The organism is Actinomycetospora succinea (assembly GCF_004363095.1).
Classification (GTDB): domain Bacteria; phylum Actinomycetota; class Actinomycetes; order Mycobacteriales; family Pseudonocardiaceae; genus Actinomycetospora; species Actinomycetospora succinea.
The window spans coordinates 109,364-123,813 of sequence record NZ_SNYO01000009.1 but is presented as its reverse complement, the minus strand read 5'-3'; the positions used below and the strand labels follow the sequence as shown (position 1 = coordinate 123,813).

General features: G+C 73.9%; 15 protein-coding genes, 1 tRNA gene and 2 pseudogenes. 8 read left to right on the top strand and 10 right to left on the bottom strand.

The features are described from left to right. The first annotated feature begins 237 nt into the window (after positions 1–237). From EV188_RS24670 to EV188_RS24660, 3 genes are all read left to right on the top strand, one after another. Positions 238–672: a DUF3052 domain-containing protein gene (locus tag EV188_RS24670; RefSeq protein ID WP_133829091.1), complete on the top strand. Its 435-nt coding sequence runs from the start codon at positions 238–240 to the stop codon at positions 670–672. A gap of 61 nt (positions 673–733) precedes the next feature. Continuing rightward, a complete protein-coding gene (locus EV188_RS24665; protein WP_133828974.1) occupies positions 734–1,195 on the top strand; it encodes a peroxiredoxin in 462 nt (153 codons plus the stop codon). A 73-nt stretch (positions 1,196–1,268) separates the two neighbouring features. After that, positions 1,269–1,340: transfer RNA gene (locus EV188_RS24660), tRNA-Val, on the top strand. A gap of 39 nt (positions 1,341–1,379) precedes the next feature. Here the strand turns inward: EV188_RS24660 and EV188_RS33290 are convergent. After that, positions 1,380–1,826, bottom strand: a pseudogene (locus tag EV188_RS33290) (integrase core domain-containing protein); the annotation flags it as partial. A gap of 251 nt (positions 1,827–2,077) precedes the next feature. On the opposite strand from EV188_RS33290, the gene EV188_RS24650 reads away from it, so the two are divergent. Continuing rightward, the gene (locus EV188_RS24650) at positions 2,078–2,584 is read left to right on the top strand and encodes a hypothetical protein (RefSeq protein WP_133828973.1); all 507 of its coding nucleotides are present in this window, start codon (positions 2,078–2,080) and stop codon (positions 2,582–2,584) included. A gap of 9 nt (positions 2,585–2,593) precedes the next feature. On the opposite strand, the gene EV188_RS24645 is transcribed toward EV188_RS24650, so the two are convergent. From EV188_RS24645 to EV188_RS24620, 6 genes are all read right to left on the bottom strand, one after another. Continuing rightward, positions 2,594–2,791 (bottom strand): hypothetical protein, encoded by a 198-nt coding sequence (locus EV188_RS24645; protein ID WP_133828972.1) that lies wholly within the window; start codon positions 2,789–2,791, stop codon positions 2,594–2,596. A 133-nt stretch (positions 2,792–2,924) separates the two neighbouring features. Next, on the bottom strand, positions 2,925–4,145 hold the full coding sequence (locus tag EV188_RS31910) for a hypothetical protein (protein ID WP_166660051.1): 1,221 nt from the start codon (positions 4,143–4,145) through the stop codon (positions 2,925–2,927). Between the two features lie 14 nt (positions 4,146–4,159). Beyond that, positions 4,160–5,629 carry a glycan biosynthesis hexose transferase WsfD gene (gene wsfD / locus EV188_RS24635; protein WP_133828971.1) on the bottom strand — a complete coding sequence of 490 codons (1,470 nt, stop codon included), beginning with the start codon at positions 5,627–5,629 and terminating at the stop codon, positions 4,160–4,162. A 60-nt stretch (positions 5,630–5,689) separates the two neighbouring features. Further along, positions 5,690–6,604, bottom strand: coding sequence for an alpha/beta hydrolase (locus EV188_RS24630; protein ID WP_133828970.1), 915 nt, complete (start codon positions 6,602–6,604; stop codon positions 5,690–5,692). Positions 6,605–6,641: 37 nt separating this feature from the next. Beyond that, a complete protein-coding gene (locus tag EV188_RS24625; protein WP_243741986.1) occupies positions 6,642–7,808 on the bottom strand; it encodes an LLM class flavin-dependent oxidoreductase in 1,167 nt (388 codons plus the stop codon). A gap of 59 nt (positions 7,809–7,867) precedes the next feature. Further along, positions 7,868–8,755 carry an alpha/beta fold hydrolase gene (locus tag EV188_RS24620; RefSeq protein ID WP_133828968.1) on the bottom strand — a complete coding sequence of 296 codons (888 nt, stop codon included), beginning with the start codon at positions 8,753–8,755 and terminating at the stop codon, positions 7,868–7,870. 114 nt (positions 8,756–8,869) lie between these two features. On the opposite strand from EV188_RS24620, the gene EV188_RS24615 reads away from it, so the two are divergent. After that, positions 8,870–9,817 (top strand): NAD-dependent epimerase/dehydratase family protein, encoded by a 948-nt coding sequence (locus EV188_RS24615; protein ID WP_133828967.1) that lies wholly within the window; start codon positions 8,870–8,872, stop codon positions 9,815–9,817. Between the two features lie 4 nt (positions 9,818–9,821). Here EV188_RS24615 and EV188_RS24610 read toward each other — a convergent pair whose 3' ends face one another. Then, entirely contained in the window at positions 9,822–10,652 is an 831-nt protein-coding gene (locus EV188_RS24610) for a class I SAM-dependent methyltransferase (protein ID WP_133828966.1), read from the bottom strand. A gap of 44 nt (positions 10,653–10,696) precedes the next feature. Between EV188_RS24610 and EV188_RS33285 the strand changes: the two are divergent. Further along, positions 10,697–11,095 (top strand): annotated as a pseudogene (locus tag EV188_RS33285) (hypothetical protein); the annotation flags it as partial. Positions 11,096–11,187: 92 nt separating this feature from the next. Then, positions 11,188–11,691: a glycosyltransferase gene (locus EV188_RS31905; protein ID WP_166660050.1), complete on the top strand. Its 504-nt coding sequence runs from the start codon at positions 11,188–11,190 to the stop codon at positions 11,689–11,691. Between the two features lie 24 nt (positions 11,692–11,715). Here the strand turns inward: EV188_RS31905 and EV188_RS24600 are convergent, their stop codons facing one another. Beyond that, entirely contained in the window at positions 11,716–12,651 is a 936-nt protein-coding gene (locus EV188_RS24600) for a LysR family transcriptional regulator (protein WP_133828964.1), read from the bottom strand. Positions 12,652–12,855: 204 nt separating this feature from the next. On the opposite strand from EV188_RS24600, the gene EV188_RS24595 reads away from it, so the two are divergent. Continuing rightward, entirely contained in the window at positions 12,856–13,986 is a 1,131-nt protein-coding gene (locus EV188_RS24595; RefSeq protein WP_166660049.1) for a zinc-binding dehydrogenase, read from the top strand. Here the strand turns inward: EV188_RS24595 and EV188_RS24590 are convergent. After that, the gene (locus EV188_RS24590; protein ID WP_133828962.1) at positions 13,970–14,437 is read right to left on the bottom strand and encodes a DoxX family protein; all 468 of its coding nucleotides are present in this window, start codon (positions 14,435–14,437) and stop codon (positions 13,970–13,972) included. The two genes, EV188_RS24595 and EV188_RS24590, sit on opposite strands and share 17 nt — an antisense overlap. Between the last annotated feature and the right edge of the window lie 13 nt (positions 14,438–14,450).

Sequence of the window (14,450 nt, the reverse complement as noted above, 5' to 3'; positions counted from 1 at the left end):
TGATGTCCTCGCTGTCCTGCCCTGGTCACCCCATCGTCACCTGCCATGACCGCGCCGTCACGTCTACTCGTGAGTAGCCCGGCTGTGGCCGTCTGCGACGGTTCCGGCGCGCCGTCGCGGGCACCCGACCCCGCGTGGCTGGTTGCGCCCGCTGCGTCACCCGTGTTCGCTGGGCGCTTCACACGGGGTGACGTGCGCCGCACGCCGCCCCCGGACGAGGAGGAGGCACCGCGCGTGGTGGCGGCCACGGGGGATTCGGACAAGTCCGATCTCGCCGGCAAGCTCGGCATCGAACCGGGCATGATCGTTCAGGAGCTGGGCTGGGATTCCGACGTCGACGACGAGGTCCGGTCCGCCATCGAGGACCGGTGCGGTGAGGACCTCCTCGGTGAAGACGCCCAGGAGGTCGTCGACGTCGTCCTCCTCTGGTGGCGCGACGGGGACGGCGATCTCGTCGACACCCTCATGGACGCGCGCTCGCCGATGACCGACGACGGGGTCATCTGGGTGCTCACGCCCAAGACCGGCAACGACGGCCACGTCGAGCCCTCCGACATCGCCGAGGCGGCGCCGACGGCGGGGCTCTCCCAGACCTCGAACATCAGCCTGTCCGAGGGCTGGGTCGCCACCCGGCTCGTCGCGCCGAAGGCGTCCGCCCAGCGACGTCGCTGACCTGCGCTCCTCGATACGCTGCACGGGTTTCGGTGACCCGGACGGACAGGAGACAGGTCGCATGACCGTCGAGGTGGGCTCGCAGGCCCCCGACTTCACGCTCAAGAACCAGGACGGCCAGGAGGTCTCCCTCAAGGACTTCCGCGGCGAGCGGGCCGTCCTGCTGGTGTTCTACCCCTTCGCGTTCTCCGGCATCTGCACCGGCGAGCTGTGCTCGGTGCGCGACGACCTCTCGTCGTTCCAGAACGACGACGTCCAGGTGCTCGGCGTCTCGTGCGACGCGCCGTTCTCCCTGAAGGCGTGGGCGGCGCAGGAGGGCTACGAGTTCCCGCTGCTCTCGGACTTCTGGCCCCACGGCGCGGTCGCCGAGTCGTACGGCGTGTTCAACTCCGACGTCGGCATGGCCATCCGCGGCACGTTCCTGATCGACAAGGACGGCGTCGTGCGCTTCGCGGAGCAGAACGGCCCCGGCGACGCCCGCGACCAGCAGGGCTGGCGCGACGCGCTGAAGCAGCTGGCCTAGAACTCCCTCGCTTCCGGAGCGAACGTGCTGTTCGCTGCTTCTATGCGGCGGACGTCCCCGTTCGCTCCGGACCGGGCGCGTAGCTCAGCGGAAGAGCACCGGCCTTACAAGCCGTCGGTCGCAGGTTCGAATCCTGCCGCGCCCACATTGTGGTGTCTCAGGACATCCGCATAGCCCCGAACCCTCATGGGTTCGGGGTTTCGTGCGTTCCGGGGCGGGTTGGTTGGTAGTCGCGGGTGGGGTCGAGGACGAGCTCGCGGATCAGCTGGCCGGTGGTGGCGTTGACGATGCGGATGTCGCGGTCCGCAACGAGCAGCAGGATGTGGGTTCGGGCGTGGGCTCGCCCGATGCCGATGTGGTGCAGCCGCCCGTCGTAGCGCAGGGTGACGACCCCGGAGGTGTCGACGCGGTCGCGGCGGACGCGGGTGTCGGAGGCGGGCGCGAGCCCGCCGGGGGTGGCCTTGGGGCGGGCGAGGTAGGCCGCGAGCGGGGTCCGGCGCTGCAGGGAGCGGTGGGGTCGGTGGGTGTTGTATTCGGTGGCGAACTGCTCGAGCAGGGCCTGGAGCTCGGTGATCGTGACGGGCTGGACGGGTCGGGCGGCCAGCCAGCGTTTCTGGGTCTGGTGCAGTCGCTCGACCTTGCCGAACGAAGACCACCACCGCTATGCCGATGTCCTGAGACACGCCATGCCTATGTCCTGAAACAGCACACTGCCGCGCCCACATTGTGGTGTCTCAGGACGGCGGTGCCGGCCGAGCTGGGTGACGCGTGCCCCGCTCGCCGACGACAGATCCGGGCTCGGAGGACCGATTGTCGGCGACGGCTGGCCGTGGACACTCGATCGAGCAGAACGGCGGACGAGCCCCGGGCAGGGAGCGCACCATGACGGCAGCGGCGAGCTTCTACCAACTGTTGAGCACGGTGAGCTTCACCCTGCTCGGCCTGTGGTTCGTCGTCCTGGGCCTGTCCCACGGGTCGTGGCGCAGCGGCCCGGAGCGCCATCGGGCGACACTCCACGTCGCCCTGCACTTCTTCCTGCCCGGGACGATGGGTCTGGGGGCGGTGCTGGCTGGCGAGGCGCCGGTCATCTGGCGGGTGACGTTCCTCCTCGGGGCCGCGATCGGCGTCGTCGAGGCCGTCGGCTTCCTCCGCCCCACGAACCGCCCTCGCGGCCGCCTCGAGCGCGGGCTCGCCTCGTGCAGTCCCGTGCTGTACCTGCTGGTCGGAGCCGCGGCGCTGGTCCCGCGCCCGCTCGCCGGTCTCGCCCCGCTCCAGATCGAGGGGATGGCCACGGCACTGGTGTTCCTGGTCGGGATGGTCCACATCTGGCTCGCCTACGCCGAGCGGCAGACCGGCGCGGTTCCCGACCCGCGACGCGCGGTGGTGTGAGGAGGGCGGTCACGCCCGCCGGGGATCGACGGTGCTCGGCGGCTGCTCGTCGACGCGCCGCTTCTGCTCCACCCGGTACCCGACGATGATGTGGATCAGCCCGAGCACGGCCGCCACGAGGGCGAGCGGGGGGTAGAGGAGGGCCGCCGCGCAGGTCACGAGGGCCCACGCGCCGAGCACGAGGAACAGCGCGCGGTGATATTGCACGCGGGCGCGGGACGCACCGAGCCGGCTGCGGCTACCGACGCGTCCCTGGTCAGCGTCGTGCGGCTGGGCCCAGGCGACCAGGTGCGACAACGGCGACGCGAAGCGAGATGACACCGCAGACCCCCGACGTGCCTCAGCGAGGAGGGTCCCCCGACCCACGTGTCGACAATAGGAGACGCCGCTGCTTCTCGCCCAGGTCGGCGAGCTCCTGCCCAACCAGAAGGGGGATACCCGACGACGTCGGCGGCGGTCGGAGCATCGCCGAGGCCACGGCCCACACCGCGAACGGCACCGCCGCGGCTCCGAGGGTGAGGTCCACGTCCGCGGCCGGCCCGCCCAGCAACCGCCGGGCCAGGGACAGCACCGACGGGGCGAACAGGACGCTCGCGCAGGCCCACGCCACGGCCTCGGGGGAGGACGGTCGGAGCACGCGGAGGGCGACGAGCAGCAGGGCCAGGGCGCCGAGGGCGATCACGACGATGCCGACCGTGATCGCACGATCGCCGGTCACCTTGGCGACGGTGTGCAGCGGCGAGAACCGGGTGGTGCCGCCGAGCAGGAACGGCACGACCAGGGCGGCCCAGACCAGGAGCGCCCCGGCGCCGACCACGGCCGCCTGCCGCGCGCCCGCCACCACCCCGGCCGCGGCCACCACGATCACCACCACCAGGACCATGTGGGGGCGCGTGCAGGTCGCCACCCCCAGGACGACCGCGGCGCCCGCCAGGCCCCACGGCGACCAGCGGCGCGCGGCGCGCAACACCAGCGCGACCGCCGCCACGGCCGGGACCGCGCCGGTGACCAGGTCGTCGCCGACCGCGAACTCCCGGATCACCTCGAGGCCGCCGAACGCGACCAGCACCCACAGCACCGTCGGGCCGGCGCGCAGGCGTCGTCCGCCGTGGAGGAGCGGGAGCAACAGCAGCAGCCACGCGAGGTTCTGCCACGCGGCGTTCCCGGTGATCCACCAGAACGGGGCGGCGAGCAGCAGCGCGCCCGGCAGCGGCGTGATCGGGTTCCCCAGGTAGGTCGTCGCCGTGTAGGGGTAGTGGCCCTGGGCGAGCTGGGACAGCGCGACGTTCAGGGCGTCCGCGCGGTCGCTGCCGACGCCGAGCGCGTCGCCGTACGCCGCCGGGACACCGGCCACGAACGCCACGACGAGCGCGGCCACGCATGCCGTGACCAGCACCGGCAGGACCAGGGCCGGCGCGCGGCCCAGCGCGTCCGTCAGCAGCGGTGCGAGGAGGACCATCGCGGCGGTCACGGCCAGGGCGTAGCCCGCGGCCACGGCGAGTCCGCCGAGGTTCCAGGCGGTGTGCCAGGAGATCACGGCGAGCAGCACGGACAGAGCCACCGCAGGGACCGGCCTCACCGTCGCGATCCCGGCAGGGCGAGCCGGGCGAGAGCCCCGAGCAGGCAGAGGCCGGTCAGGACGAGCAGGTAGGCCGCGAGCCAGACGTGCTTGAAGACCTCGAAGTAGCCGTCCCCGAGGACCGCCGCGACGACGAGCCCCACGGCGGTGGCCGCGCCGAGCCCGGCGGCGAGACACCAGCGGGCGCACGCGGGCGCCCGGCGTCGCCACGCCACCGTGCTCACGGCCGCGCCCAGGGCGAGCAGTACGAGCGCGGTCGGGAGCCACGGCACGCGCGTCGCGCCGAGGACGAAGTGCAGCTCGGGCTGCTCCGCCCCGGACCAGCCGGGATCGCCGCCGGGCGGGGACGGCCGCGTGACGTCGCCCGGTCCGGCGGCGAGGTAGGGCAGGTCGGCGCCGGTCGTGGCCTGCAGGCCGACGCCCACGGCCCGGAGGAGCACCGCGGGATCGCGGGCCAGCGCGGTGTAGGCGGCGGCGCGGGTGGCATCGGGCTCGTCGCGGATGGCACGCACCCACCAGTCCGCGGTGGCGCGCGGCGGCGCGTTGAAGTAGCCGTCGCCGGTCAGGGCGGCCGCCTCGGGCGGCAGACCCAGCTCGCTGGTGGCCGCGGGGCCGAGCTCGGTCAGCGCCAGGGTGAAGACGACGTCGTGGACGTTCGCGCCCTCGTAGACCTGGTTCTGGAAGGTGACCGCGGCAGCAACAGGCCAGGCCGTCAGCACCACCGCGACGAGCGCGATCGCGGGCCCCACCACGCGCCAGGGCCGGCGCCGTCCCACCCTGACCACCGCGCACACCACGACGGCCGCGACGAGCACCGGCAGGTAGGCCGGCTTGGCGGTGGCGGCGACGGCACCCCCGACCGCGACCAGGACGAGCGCGACGGTGCGGGCGCGTCGCTGCGCCCGGCGGGTGACCATCACCCCGGCGACGCCGCAGGCCACCGCGAGGGCGCCCAGCAGCCCAGCGGGCTCGGCGTAGGTGGAGACGAAGAGCCGCGTGAACGGGGCGAGCGCGAGCGGCGCGACCGGCACCACCAGCACCGCCGTGCGCCAGAGCCCGCCGGCCGAGGCCGCCCAGGCCGCGACACCGACGACCACGCCGACCAGCACCGCGTACCACCAGCCCACGGTGGTCAGCGCGAACGAGCCGTCGTGGCCCAGGACGGCGGCCTGCAGCACCAGCGTCGCCGACGACGGCGTCGACGAGCCGCAGATCGGGGCGCCCACGGCGAAGTCGGTGACCACCCCGCCCTTCCAGGCCGCGAGCCGGTCGACGGTGCGCGGGATCAGCCCGAGGCCGCAGTAGAGACGGAAACCGTCGCCGTTGTCCTCCACGCCGACCGGCCGTCCCGTCGGGAGCCCGAGCGTGAGGACGACGACCGAGGCCGCGAGGACGCCCGCGCCGACGGCGAGCACGACCCGGTGCCGGCCTGTCGGGACGTCGTTCGCTCCCGCACCGGTCGTCACCGCGCCCATCGTGCCGGGGGCCCTCGGCGCCGACTCACCCGCCTCCGGGCCGTGTCGCGGTCAGACCGCCAGCGCGACCCGGAGCGCCTTGCCGATGAACCGCCGCGCCTCGCCGGCGGCGTCGAGGGACCCCGCCAGGTACAGGAACGGGTGGAACTGCCCGTCGAACCTCCGCCGTTCCACGGCGACGCCGGCCGCCTCCAGCGCGTCGGCGTACGCCTCGCCCTCGTCGCGCAGCGGATCGAGCTCGGCGGTCACGACGGTGGCCGCGGGCAGCCCCCGGAGGTCGGGGTTCGACGCAGGCGCGAGCCGCGCGTCGTCGGGAGCGCCGTCGGGCGCGTAGGTGTCGAAGAAGTACCGCATGCTCGCGCCGGTGAGGAAGTAGCCGTCGTCGAACTCGCGGTAGCTGGCCGTCGACCCGACCTCCGCCTGGGTCACGGGGTAGACGAGCACCTGGTGGCGCAGGCCCGCCTCGCCACGGAGCTCCTGCGCGACGTGGGCAGCGAGGTTGCCGCCGGCGGAGTCGCCGCCCACCGCGACGCGCGACGGGTCGACGCCCGGCACCTCGCCGGCCAGCACCGCCCGGGTGGCGGCGACCGCGTCGACGTGGGCCGCCGGATACACGTGCTCCGGCGCGAGGCGGTAGTCGACGCTGAGCACGGCGATCTCTCCGGCCGCCGCGACGTCGCGGGCGGTGGTGTCGGCGATCTCCAGGTCGCCGAGCACCCAGCCGCCCCCGTGGAAGCAGACGAGCACCGGTTGCGGGTCCGCCCGGGTCCGGTACAGCCGGGCCGGGATCGGGCCGTGCGGCGCGGAGATCACGATGTCGTCGACGGCGTGGAGCTCCGTCGCGTCCCCGGTGAGCGGGATCGCCTGCTCGAGGTCCGCGCGGTTCTGCGCCACCGACTGGTCGGCGAGGAGAGGGCCTCCGCCGACGATGTCCAGCAGGGCGGCGGCCTGGGGATGCAACGGCACGGCACTCTCCTCCGAGGTCGATCGACTCCGGCGGACGCTACCGGGACGCGGCGGCCTTCTCCTCGGCGTAGCGGTCCGTCGCGGCCTGGATGGCGGCACCGTTCTTCGCGTCGAGCTCGCTGTGCTTGCTGCGCGCCCACGACTCCGCGGCGAGCAGCCGCTTCTGCGAGGGCTGGAAAGCCGGGATGACATGGCGGGCGAAGAGCTCGAAGCTGCGCTGGGTGGCCTGCCAGTCGGCCCAGTCGTGCTGCAGCAGGATGTAGCACCCGAAGCCGCCGCCGGACTGGTCGACCAGCCGCTGGATCTGGGCGATCGCGTCGTCGGGCGTACCGACCACGCCCCAGCCGCTGTCGTCGAGCCACGCCAGACGCTCCTCGAAGGTGTCGCCGGGGATGCGGACGGGCGGGAGGGCCAGGGTCTTCTGGGTGTACTCGACGAAGGCGTCGAAGCCGTACCGGATGTCCTCGACGGCCTGCTCGCGCGTCTCCGCGATGTGCATGGGACCCATGAGGCGCCACCGCGAACGGTCGGTGGCACGGCCGGCGGCCGCCGCCTCGGCCTCGTGCACGTCCCAGTGGTGGGCGAGGACGTCGAAGCCCTCCTTGGTGGTCGCCCCCACCGAGAGCAGCCCGAGCCCGTACTGACCGGCCAGCCGCGGGCCGGTGGGGGAGGCGGTGGCGGCGACGGCCATCTCGAAGCAGGGGTCCTGGTACGGGGCCAGCTGGCACCGGGCGTCGACGAGCTCGTAGCGGTCGGTCTTCACCGTCACCGGCTCGTCCTCGGTGAGCAGCCGGATGAGGACGTCGAGGTCCTCGTGCAGCGCCGGGCGCAGCTGGGCGGGCTCCAGGCCGATCATCGCGGCGTCGGTGGGCAGCGAGCCGGGTCCGACGCCGAGCATCAGCCGGCCACGGGTGAGGTGGTCGACGAGGATCGCGCGGTCCGCCACCCAGAGCGGGTTGTGGTACGGGATCGACACGACGCCGGTGCCGAGCTTGATGTGCTGGGTCTGCGGGGCCACGTGGGCGATGAAGGTCAGCGGGTCGGCGATGATCTCGGTCGCGGCCGAGTGGTGCTCCCCGACCCAGACCTCGTCGTAGGCGAGCCGGTCCAGCAGCTGGATGGTCTCGACGTCGCGCTGCAGCGACGTCGTCGGGTTCTGGGTCGGCGGGCTGTTGAACGGCGGCATGAACAGGCCGAAGCGCATCGTGGACACGCGGGCTCCTCGGTGTCGGTAGGCCGTCTCTCGGTCGAGGACGGGTGGGCTCATGGTCCGGCGAGGTCGGTGCGGGCGGCGAGGTCGAGCAGCTCCCGGTGCAGCCGTTCCGGGTACTGCAACGGCAGGAAGTGGCCGCCGAACAGCGGTACGAAGCGCGCGTCGGGCAGGTACCGCGCGGTGCTCTGCAGGTCGTCGGCCGCGGCGAGGTTGTCCAGCACCCCGGCGACGACGGTGACCGGGAACCGGGCGAAGTCCGTGACCATCGGCTCCTGGTCGCCCGCGGCGAGCACCATCCGCGAGTACCAGACCCACGGGTGGTTGCTGAACTCCCGCGCGACCGCGCTCGTGGCCTGCAGGGCGGGCGGCGGGCGCAGCCCGGAGGTGGCGACGAGCGCCTGCGCGCCGTCCAGGAACGGGGTGAGCATCCCGGCGGCGGCCGCGACGGGCGGGCCGAACCACCGCAGGGCCCAGGCGCCCGCCCGGCCGAGGGGTTCGCGCAGCTCGCGCAGCACGCCGGTGGGGCCGAACAGGATGCGGAACGGGTCCCCGGCCCGGCCGCCGACGGCGAGGATGCCGGCCACGCGCTCGGGGTGGCGTCGGGCGAACTCGAAGGCGATGTTCACCCCGAGCGACCACCCGACGAGCACCGCCCGGTCCATGCCGGCGTCGTCCATCACCGCCTCGAGGTCGGCGGCGTGGTCCTCGATGGTGATCCGGTCGAGGTCCCCGGGGCGCTGCGAGGCGTCCAGTCCGCGGTGGAACCAGGAGACGGCGTGCACGCCGCAGTCCGGGTCCGCGAGCAGCGGCCACGCCGACGGCGGTGCCCCCAGCCCGTTGCTGATGACGACCGGCAGGCCCGCCACCTCGTTGTCCCAGGTCCGGATCCACGTGCCGTCGCTGCTGCGGGTCCCCGGTGGCGCGGTCGGTGCGGACATGGGGATCCCCTGCCCGACCGCGGGCCCGGAGGAACGCGATGCCCGCGAGGTACCGACGAGCGGACCAACACGTCACGCTGCCCACCGACGGACGAGCGACCGGAAGGCGGAGACATGCAGGTCCTGTTCACCGGAGGCACGGGCATCCTCGGCGGCGCGACCGGCCGGCTCCTGGCGGCGCGGGGGCACGCCGTGCGGCTCCTCGACGTCGCGCCGGAGCCGTCGGCCGCGGCGAGGGCGCCCGGCGTCGAGATCGTGCGCGGCGACGTCCTGTCGTTCGGCGACCTCGGGGACGCGATGCGGGGCGTCGACGCCGTGGTGCACCTCGCCTACAGCCTCGGCGAGGCGTCGAACCGGCGGCCGTACGCGGCGAGCACGCTCAACGTGCAGGGCACGGCGAGCGTGCTCGAGGCCGCGCGGTTGTTCGGGGTGGGGCGGGTCGTGCTGGCCAGCTCGGTCGCGGTGTACGGCTCGGACGACATGTACGCGCCCGCGGAGCTCCCGCTCACCGAGGACGCGGCCACCCACCTCGCGCCGGGGATGCCGCTCTACGGCGCGGGGAAGCTGTACCTCGAGCGCCTCGCCGAGGTCTACCGGAAGACCTACGGCCTGCTCGGCGTCGGGCTCCGTCCCAGCCCCGTCTACGGCCCCGGCGGGGTGCGCGGGGTGTCCGGCTGGCTCGCCGGCGTCATGGCGCAGGCGGCGGCCGGCGGCACCGTCACGGTGGACCGCGGCGACGCCCGCATCAGCCTGGTCCACGTCGACGACGTCGCCGAGCAGCTCGTCCGCCTCGTCGGCCTCGACGCCGCGGCGTTCACCGACCGGTACTTCTTCAACACCGGCGGGGACGCGACGACGATGCGCGAGCTCGCCGCGCTGGTGGCGGAGATCGTGCCGTCGGCGCGGGTCGAGGTCACCTCGGCGGGGGAGACGGACGTGGCCGGCCTCGTCTCGCGGGTCAGCGGCCGCGCCCTTGCCGACCTGATCGGCTACGAGCGGCGCCACGACCTGCGCAGCGGCGTCCGGGCGCACATCGAGGCGATCGCGACGACCGGCGCCTGACGAGCTACCCGCGCCCGAACTCCCAGACGAGCACGCCGGGCAGGCCCACGTACGCGGCGCGGTTCGCGTCCGGGACCAGGCCGGCCGTCGGTGTCGCGGCGGCCTCGGCGGTGAGGCGCGGTTCCTCGCAGCTCCGCACGACGAGACCGGCACCGAGCGCCGCCGCGACGTAGTCGGACGGCAGGTGCTGGTGCAGGCGCATGAACGCCCGGCCGTGGTCGGTCGGGAACTGTGCCTGCCAGCCCAGCATCACGAGGAAGGGGTGGACGTCGCTGACGACGATCCGCCCGCCGGGCCGGACGACGCGGGCGAGCTCGCCGATCGCCTGGTGCAGATCCTCGACGTGCACCAGCGCCAGCGCGCAGACGGCCGCGTCGACGGAGGCGTCGGGGAGGGGCAGGCGGGCGAGGTCGCCGTCGAGGAAGCGGGCGTCGGGGAGCTTGGCGCGGGCGAGGTCGAGCATGGCGGGGGACTGGTCGACGCCGACGACGACGTGGCCGCGCCCGGCGAGGTACGCCGCCCACCGGCCGGTGCCGCAGGCCGCGTCGAGCACCTCGCCGACGGGCAGCGCGTCGAGGACCCGGCGCAGCGGCGGTTCCTCGAGCCCGAACAGGCGCAGCGGCCGGTCGTAGGTCGCCGCCCACTGCACATAGCCGTCGGTCAGGTCGAGCTCCGCGCCGAGGTGCTCGGTCGGGGCCTCGCCGTCGAGCAGTGCCCGCGTCTCGGCGAGTCGTGCCGCCCGGGCGTCGGCCGCGTCGGTGTAGAGCGACCGCAGCAGGGCGAGCCCCTCGACGCCGACCGCCAGCTCCTCGAGCGTGGGCCCCTGATCGGTCATCCCGAGGACGCTACCTGCGCAAACGATCGGCGCTACCGTGTTCCATGCGGATTCTGTTCGCGAGCACGGGCGGGGCCGGGCATGTCACCCCGATGCTGCCGGTCGCCGCGGCGTGCCGGAAGGCCGGGCACGACGTCCTGCTGATCGGCCCGCCGAACCTGGCGTCGACCGCGGAGCGCGAGGGCCTGCCTTTCGTGGCGGGCGCGCTGCCCGACGACGCGGAGCTCGGGCCGATCTGGGCGCAGGTCCCGCGCGTGGCGACCGCCGACGCGGAACGTCTCGTCGTCGGACAGATCTTCGCGACGCTGAACGTCCGCGCGATGCTCCCCGCGATGCGCGACACCGTGCGCACCTGGCGGCCCGACGCGGTCGTCCGCGAGCCCGCCGAGTACGCCGCCGCGGTCGCGGCGGACGAGGAGGGTGTGCCGCACGTGCAGGTCGGCGTCGGGCTGATCTCCGCGCAGCTGCAGATGACGGACCTGTCGTCGGAGGCGATGGAGGCGTGGCGCCCGGGGCTGACCGAGCATTCGGCAGCGTGGCGGGGAACGTCCCGTTCGCGGCGCCGATCTTCGACGTCGCCCTGGAGGCCGTGGCTGACCTCCCGGCGCGGGTGCTGCTCACGACCGGCCACGGGATCGAGGACGGGCGGCTCGCCGCGCCCGGGCCGCACGTCCACGTCGAGCGCTGGGTGCCGCAGGCCGACGTGCTCGCGAGCGCGAGCGTGGTCGTCTGCCACGGCGGCTCGGGGACGACGCTCGGCGCGCTCGCGGCCGGGGTGCCGCTGGTGATCACGCCGCTGTTCGCCGACCAGCCGGAGAACGCCCGCCGGGTCGCCGAGATCGGCGCGGGCGTGCGGGTCGGTCCCCGCGATCCCGGCGCCCCGACCAGCGCCATCGACCCGGCCGACCTCCGGCGAGCGATCACCGACGTCCTCGCCGACCCCGCCCCGGCCGCGGTGGCGCGACGAGTGGCCGCGGAGATCGACGCGCTGCCGCCGGCCGACGACGCCGTCGCCGTGATCAGTGCAGCTGTCCGGTGAGGGCCGACCCGGCCCGTCCGCGAATCACCCCGTGAGGCCCGACGCCGTGACCCGTCCCGTGACCTCGCGCAGCGTCGCGAGGAAGCGCTGCGGCGCCGATGTTCGGCTCTCGCGGCGCGAGCCGGTCACCGTGAGAATGCGGGACCCGACGTCGACCGCCGACGCGAAGACGCTGACGCCCTCGGTGCGCAGATAGGACAGCGTCAGGTCGGGCACGATGCCCGCGCCGAGTCCGGCGGAGACGAGCGCCAGCATCGTCTGGGATTCGGTGCAGATGTGCTGGTATCCGGGCTTGATGGAGTATTCGGAGCAGAGCCTTTCCAGCATCTGCCGAGTCGGTCGGTCACTGGGCGAGGTCACCCACGTCCCGGCGAGGAGTTCCTCGACGCTTCCGGGAACCGACCACAGTTCCGGGAAGACGATGCGGAACTGTTCGCGGTACAGCTCGTCCTCGACCAGACCGGGATAGGACGCGGCCGGGCTGGTCCGGTCGACGTAGCGCTCGCCGATGAGGAGGTCGAGGTCGCCGGCGCGCAGCAGGTTGATGCCCTGGGTCTCGTTCACCTCGATCACCTGGACGTTCAGCGCCCCGTCGGTGATCGCGAGCTGCTGGAGGGTGGGGACGACGAGGTGCCCGAGGGCCGTGGCGAAGCCGCCGATCCGCACCGTGCCCGACGTCCCCTCGCGCAGCCGCTCGGCCTCGCGCTGGGCCTCGGCCAGCGCGTCCGCGACGTCGTCCGCGCGCTGGGCCAGCGCCAACCCCGCCTCGGTCAGCCGCACGGTGCGTCCGCCGCCGCGCTGCGTGCGGTCCAGCAGCGGCAGCCGTGCCTCGGCCTCGAGCCGCGTCAGGTGCTGCGAGACCCCCGACGCCGTCAGGTGCAGCGCCGTCGCCGCCGCGTGCACGCTCCCGGTCCGGTGGACCGCACGCAGGACGAGGAGGCGGTGCGGGTCGATCGACATGAAGTGATGCTGAACCAGGACTGGAGCAGCTGTCACTGCCGTCCGTGACACTCGTCGTGCAGAATCGGTTTCGTAGGACGAACGTCGCGATCCCCCTCTCCCCGGAATACGCGCCTCGTGCCGATTGCCGCCCCGCGAATTCGGCGGCGATGCGATTCGACCTGTCGAACGGAGTGACCACCGATGGAAATCACTGCTTCTGTCATGACCGCTCCGAACGAGCCGTTGGAGACGGTCACGCTCGAGCTCTCCGATCCGCGGCCCGACGAGGTCCTCGTGCGGCTCGCGGCGACGGGCATCTGCGCCTCGGACGCCCACACCCACACCGGGCGCATCCCCTCCCCGTCGCCGTGCGTGCTCGGGCACGAGGGTGCCGGGGTCGTGGAACGGGTCGGGGCGAACGTGACCCACGTGGGCGTCGGCGACCACGTCGCGCTCTCCTGGGTGCCCAGCTGCGGCGTCTGCCGCCACTGCGTCTCCGGGCGGCCGGTCCTGTGCACCGCGGCGGCCCCCGCGCTGCTCGCCGGGACCCTCCTCGACGGCACCGTGCGCCTGCACCGCGACGGCCGGCCCGTCAGCCACTACTCGTTCCTGTCCACCTTCGCGACGCACGCCGTGGTCCCCGCCGCGAGCGCCGTCCGGATCGGTCGCGACGTCCCGCTGGCCGTCGCGAGCCTGGTCGGGTGCGGCATCCTCACCGGCTACGGCGCGGTCGTGAACAAGGCCAAGGTCACCCCGGGCAGCTCGGTGCTGGTCTTCGGCGCCGGCGGCGTCGGGCTCAGCGCCGTCATGGCGGCGCGCGTCAGCGGGGCCGGGCAGATCATCGTGGTCGACCCGGTCGAGTCGAAGCTCGAGGAAGCGACGGTCTTCGGGGCGACCGCCGGGCTCGTCCCGTCCGACGACCTCGTCTCCCGCATCCGCGACCTCAGCGGCGGGGGCGTCGACTACGCGATCGACGCCGCCGGGGGAGAGGGCATCCTCGGCCAGGCCTTCGCCGCGACGATCCCCGGCGGCACCATCGTCTGCGTCGGAATGCCGGACGTCGACGCGCGCCCGTCGCTGCCCGGGCCGGAGCTGGTGCGCGACGAGAAGATCGTCACCGGCAGCCTGTACGGGTCGTCGCGGCCCAGCCTCGACATCCCGTCGATCCTGCGCCAGTACGCGGCGGGCGTGCTGCCGCTCGACCGCATGATCACCCAGGCCTACGACCTCGACCGGATCGACCACGCCTTCGCCGACATGCGCGCGGGCAAGCTCAAGCGCGGCGTGGTCGTGTTCGACGAGCAGCTGGCGGGACTCCCGGCCCCCGACCCCGTCGTCACGCTGGCGGCCTGACTCCGCCGATCGTCCGGTCGATCGCCGCTGCTCCGGAACCGGCCCAGAGCAGGTACACCGTCGACACGAGCAGCGCCGGTGCCACCCCGAGGTGGATCGGCCCGCCCACCTGGACCCCGGCGGTCGCGATGGCGCCGGCCATGTTCAGCGCCATGCCGAGGGCCGCCAGCCGGGTGCCCACGCCGAGGACGAGCATCAGGCCCGCTCCCAGCTCGAGGGCGCCGACCAGGTAGACGAGCACGCTGGAGTCCGGGAGCCCGAAGCGGACGAACTCGCCGAGCTCGTCCTCGTGCAGCAGGAACTTCGGCAGGGAGAAGAGGACGAACGCCAGCCCGGTGACGATGCGCAGCGCCGCGGTGGCGACGGCCGTGCGCCCGTGGACCCGCGTGCCGAGGAACCGCTCGACCGGGCCGCGGGGACGATCGCGTGCGACGTCGCGGTCCTGGGCCATGATCGTTCTCCCC

Excerpts from the sequence above, each read along its gene's own strand:
- EV188_RS24600 (WP_133828964.1), bottom strand. The coding sequence starts at position 12,651 with ATGTCGATCGACCCGCACCGCCTCCTCGTCCTGCGTGCGGTCCACCGG.
- EV188_RS24650 (WP_133828973.1), top strand. The coding sequence starts at position 2,078 with ATGACGGCAGCGGCGAGCTTCTACCAACTGTTGAGCACGGTGAGCTTC.
- EV188_RS24625 (WP_243741986.1), bottom strand. The coding sequence starts at position 7,808 with ATGCGCTTCGGCCTGTTCATGCCGCCGTTCAACAGCCCGCCGACCCAG.
- EV188_RS24590 (WP_133828962.1), bottom strand. The coding sequence starts at position 14,437 with ATGGCCCAGGACCGCGACGTCGCACGCGATCGTCCCCGCGGCCCGGTC.
- EV188_RS24615 (WP_133828967.1), top strand. The coding sequence starts at position 8,870 with ATGCAGGTCCTGTTCACCGGAGGCACGGGCATCCTCGGCGGCGCGACC.
- EV188_RS24595 (WP_166660049.1), top strand. The coding sequence starts at position 12,856 with ATGACCGCTCCGAACGAGCCGTTGGAGACGGTCACGCTCGAGCTCTCC.
- EV188_RS24610 (WP_133828966.1), bottom strand. The coding sequence starts at position 10,652 with ATGACCGATCAGGGGCCCACGCTCGAGGAGCTGGCGGTCGGCGTCGAG.
- EV188_RS24665 (WP_133828974.1), top strand. The coding sequence starts at position 734 with ATGACCGTCGAGGTGGGCTCGCAGGCCCCCGACTTCACGCTCAAGAAC.
- EV188_RS24620 (WP_133828968.1), bottom strand. The coding sequence starts at position 8,755 with ATGTCCGCACCGACCGCGCCACCGGGGACCCGCAGCAGCGACGGCACG.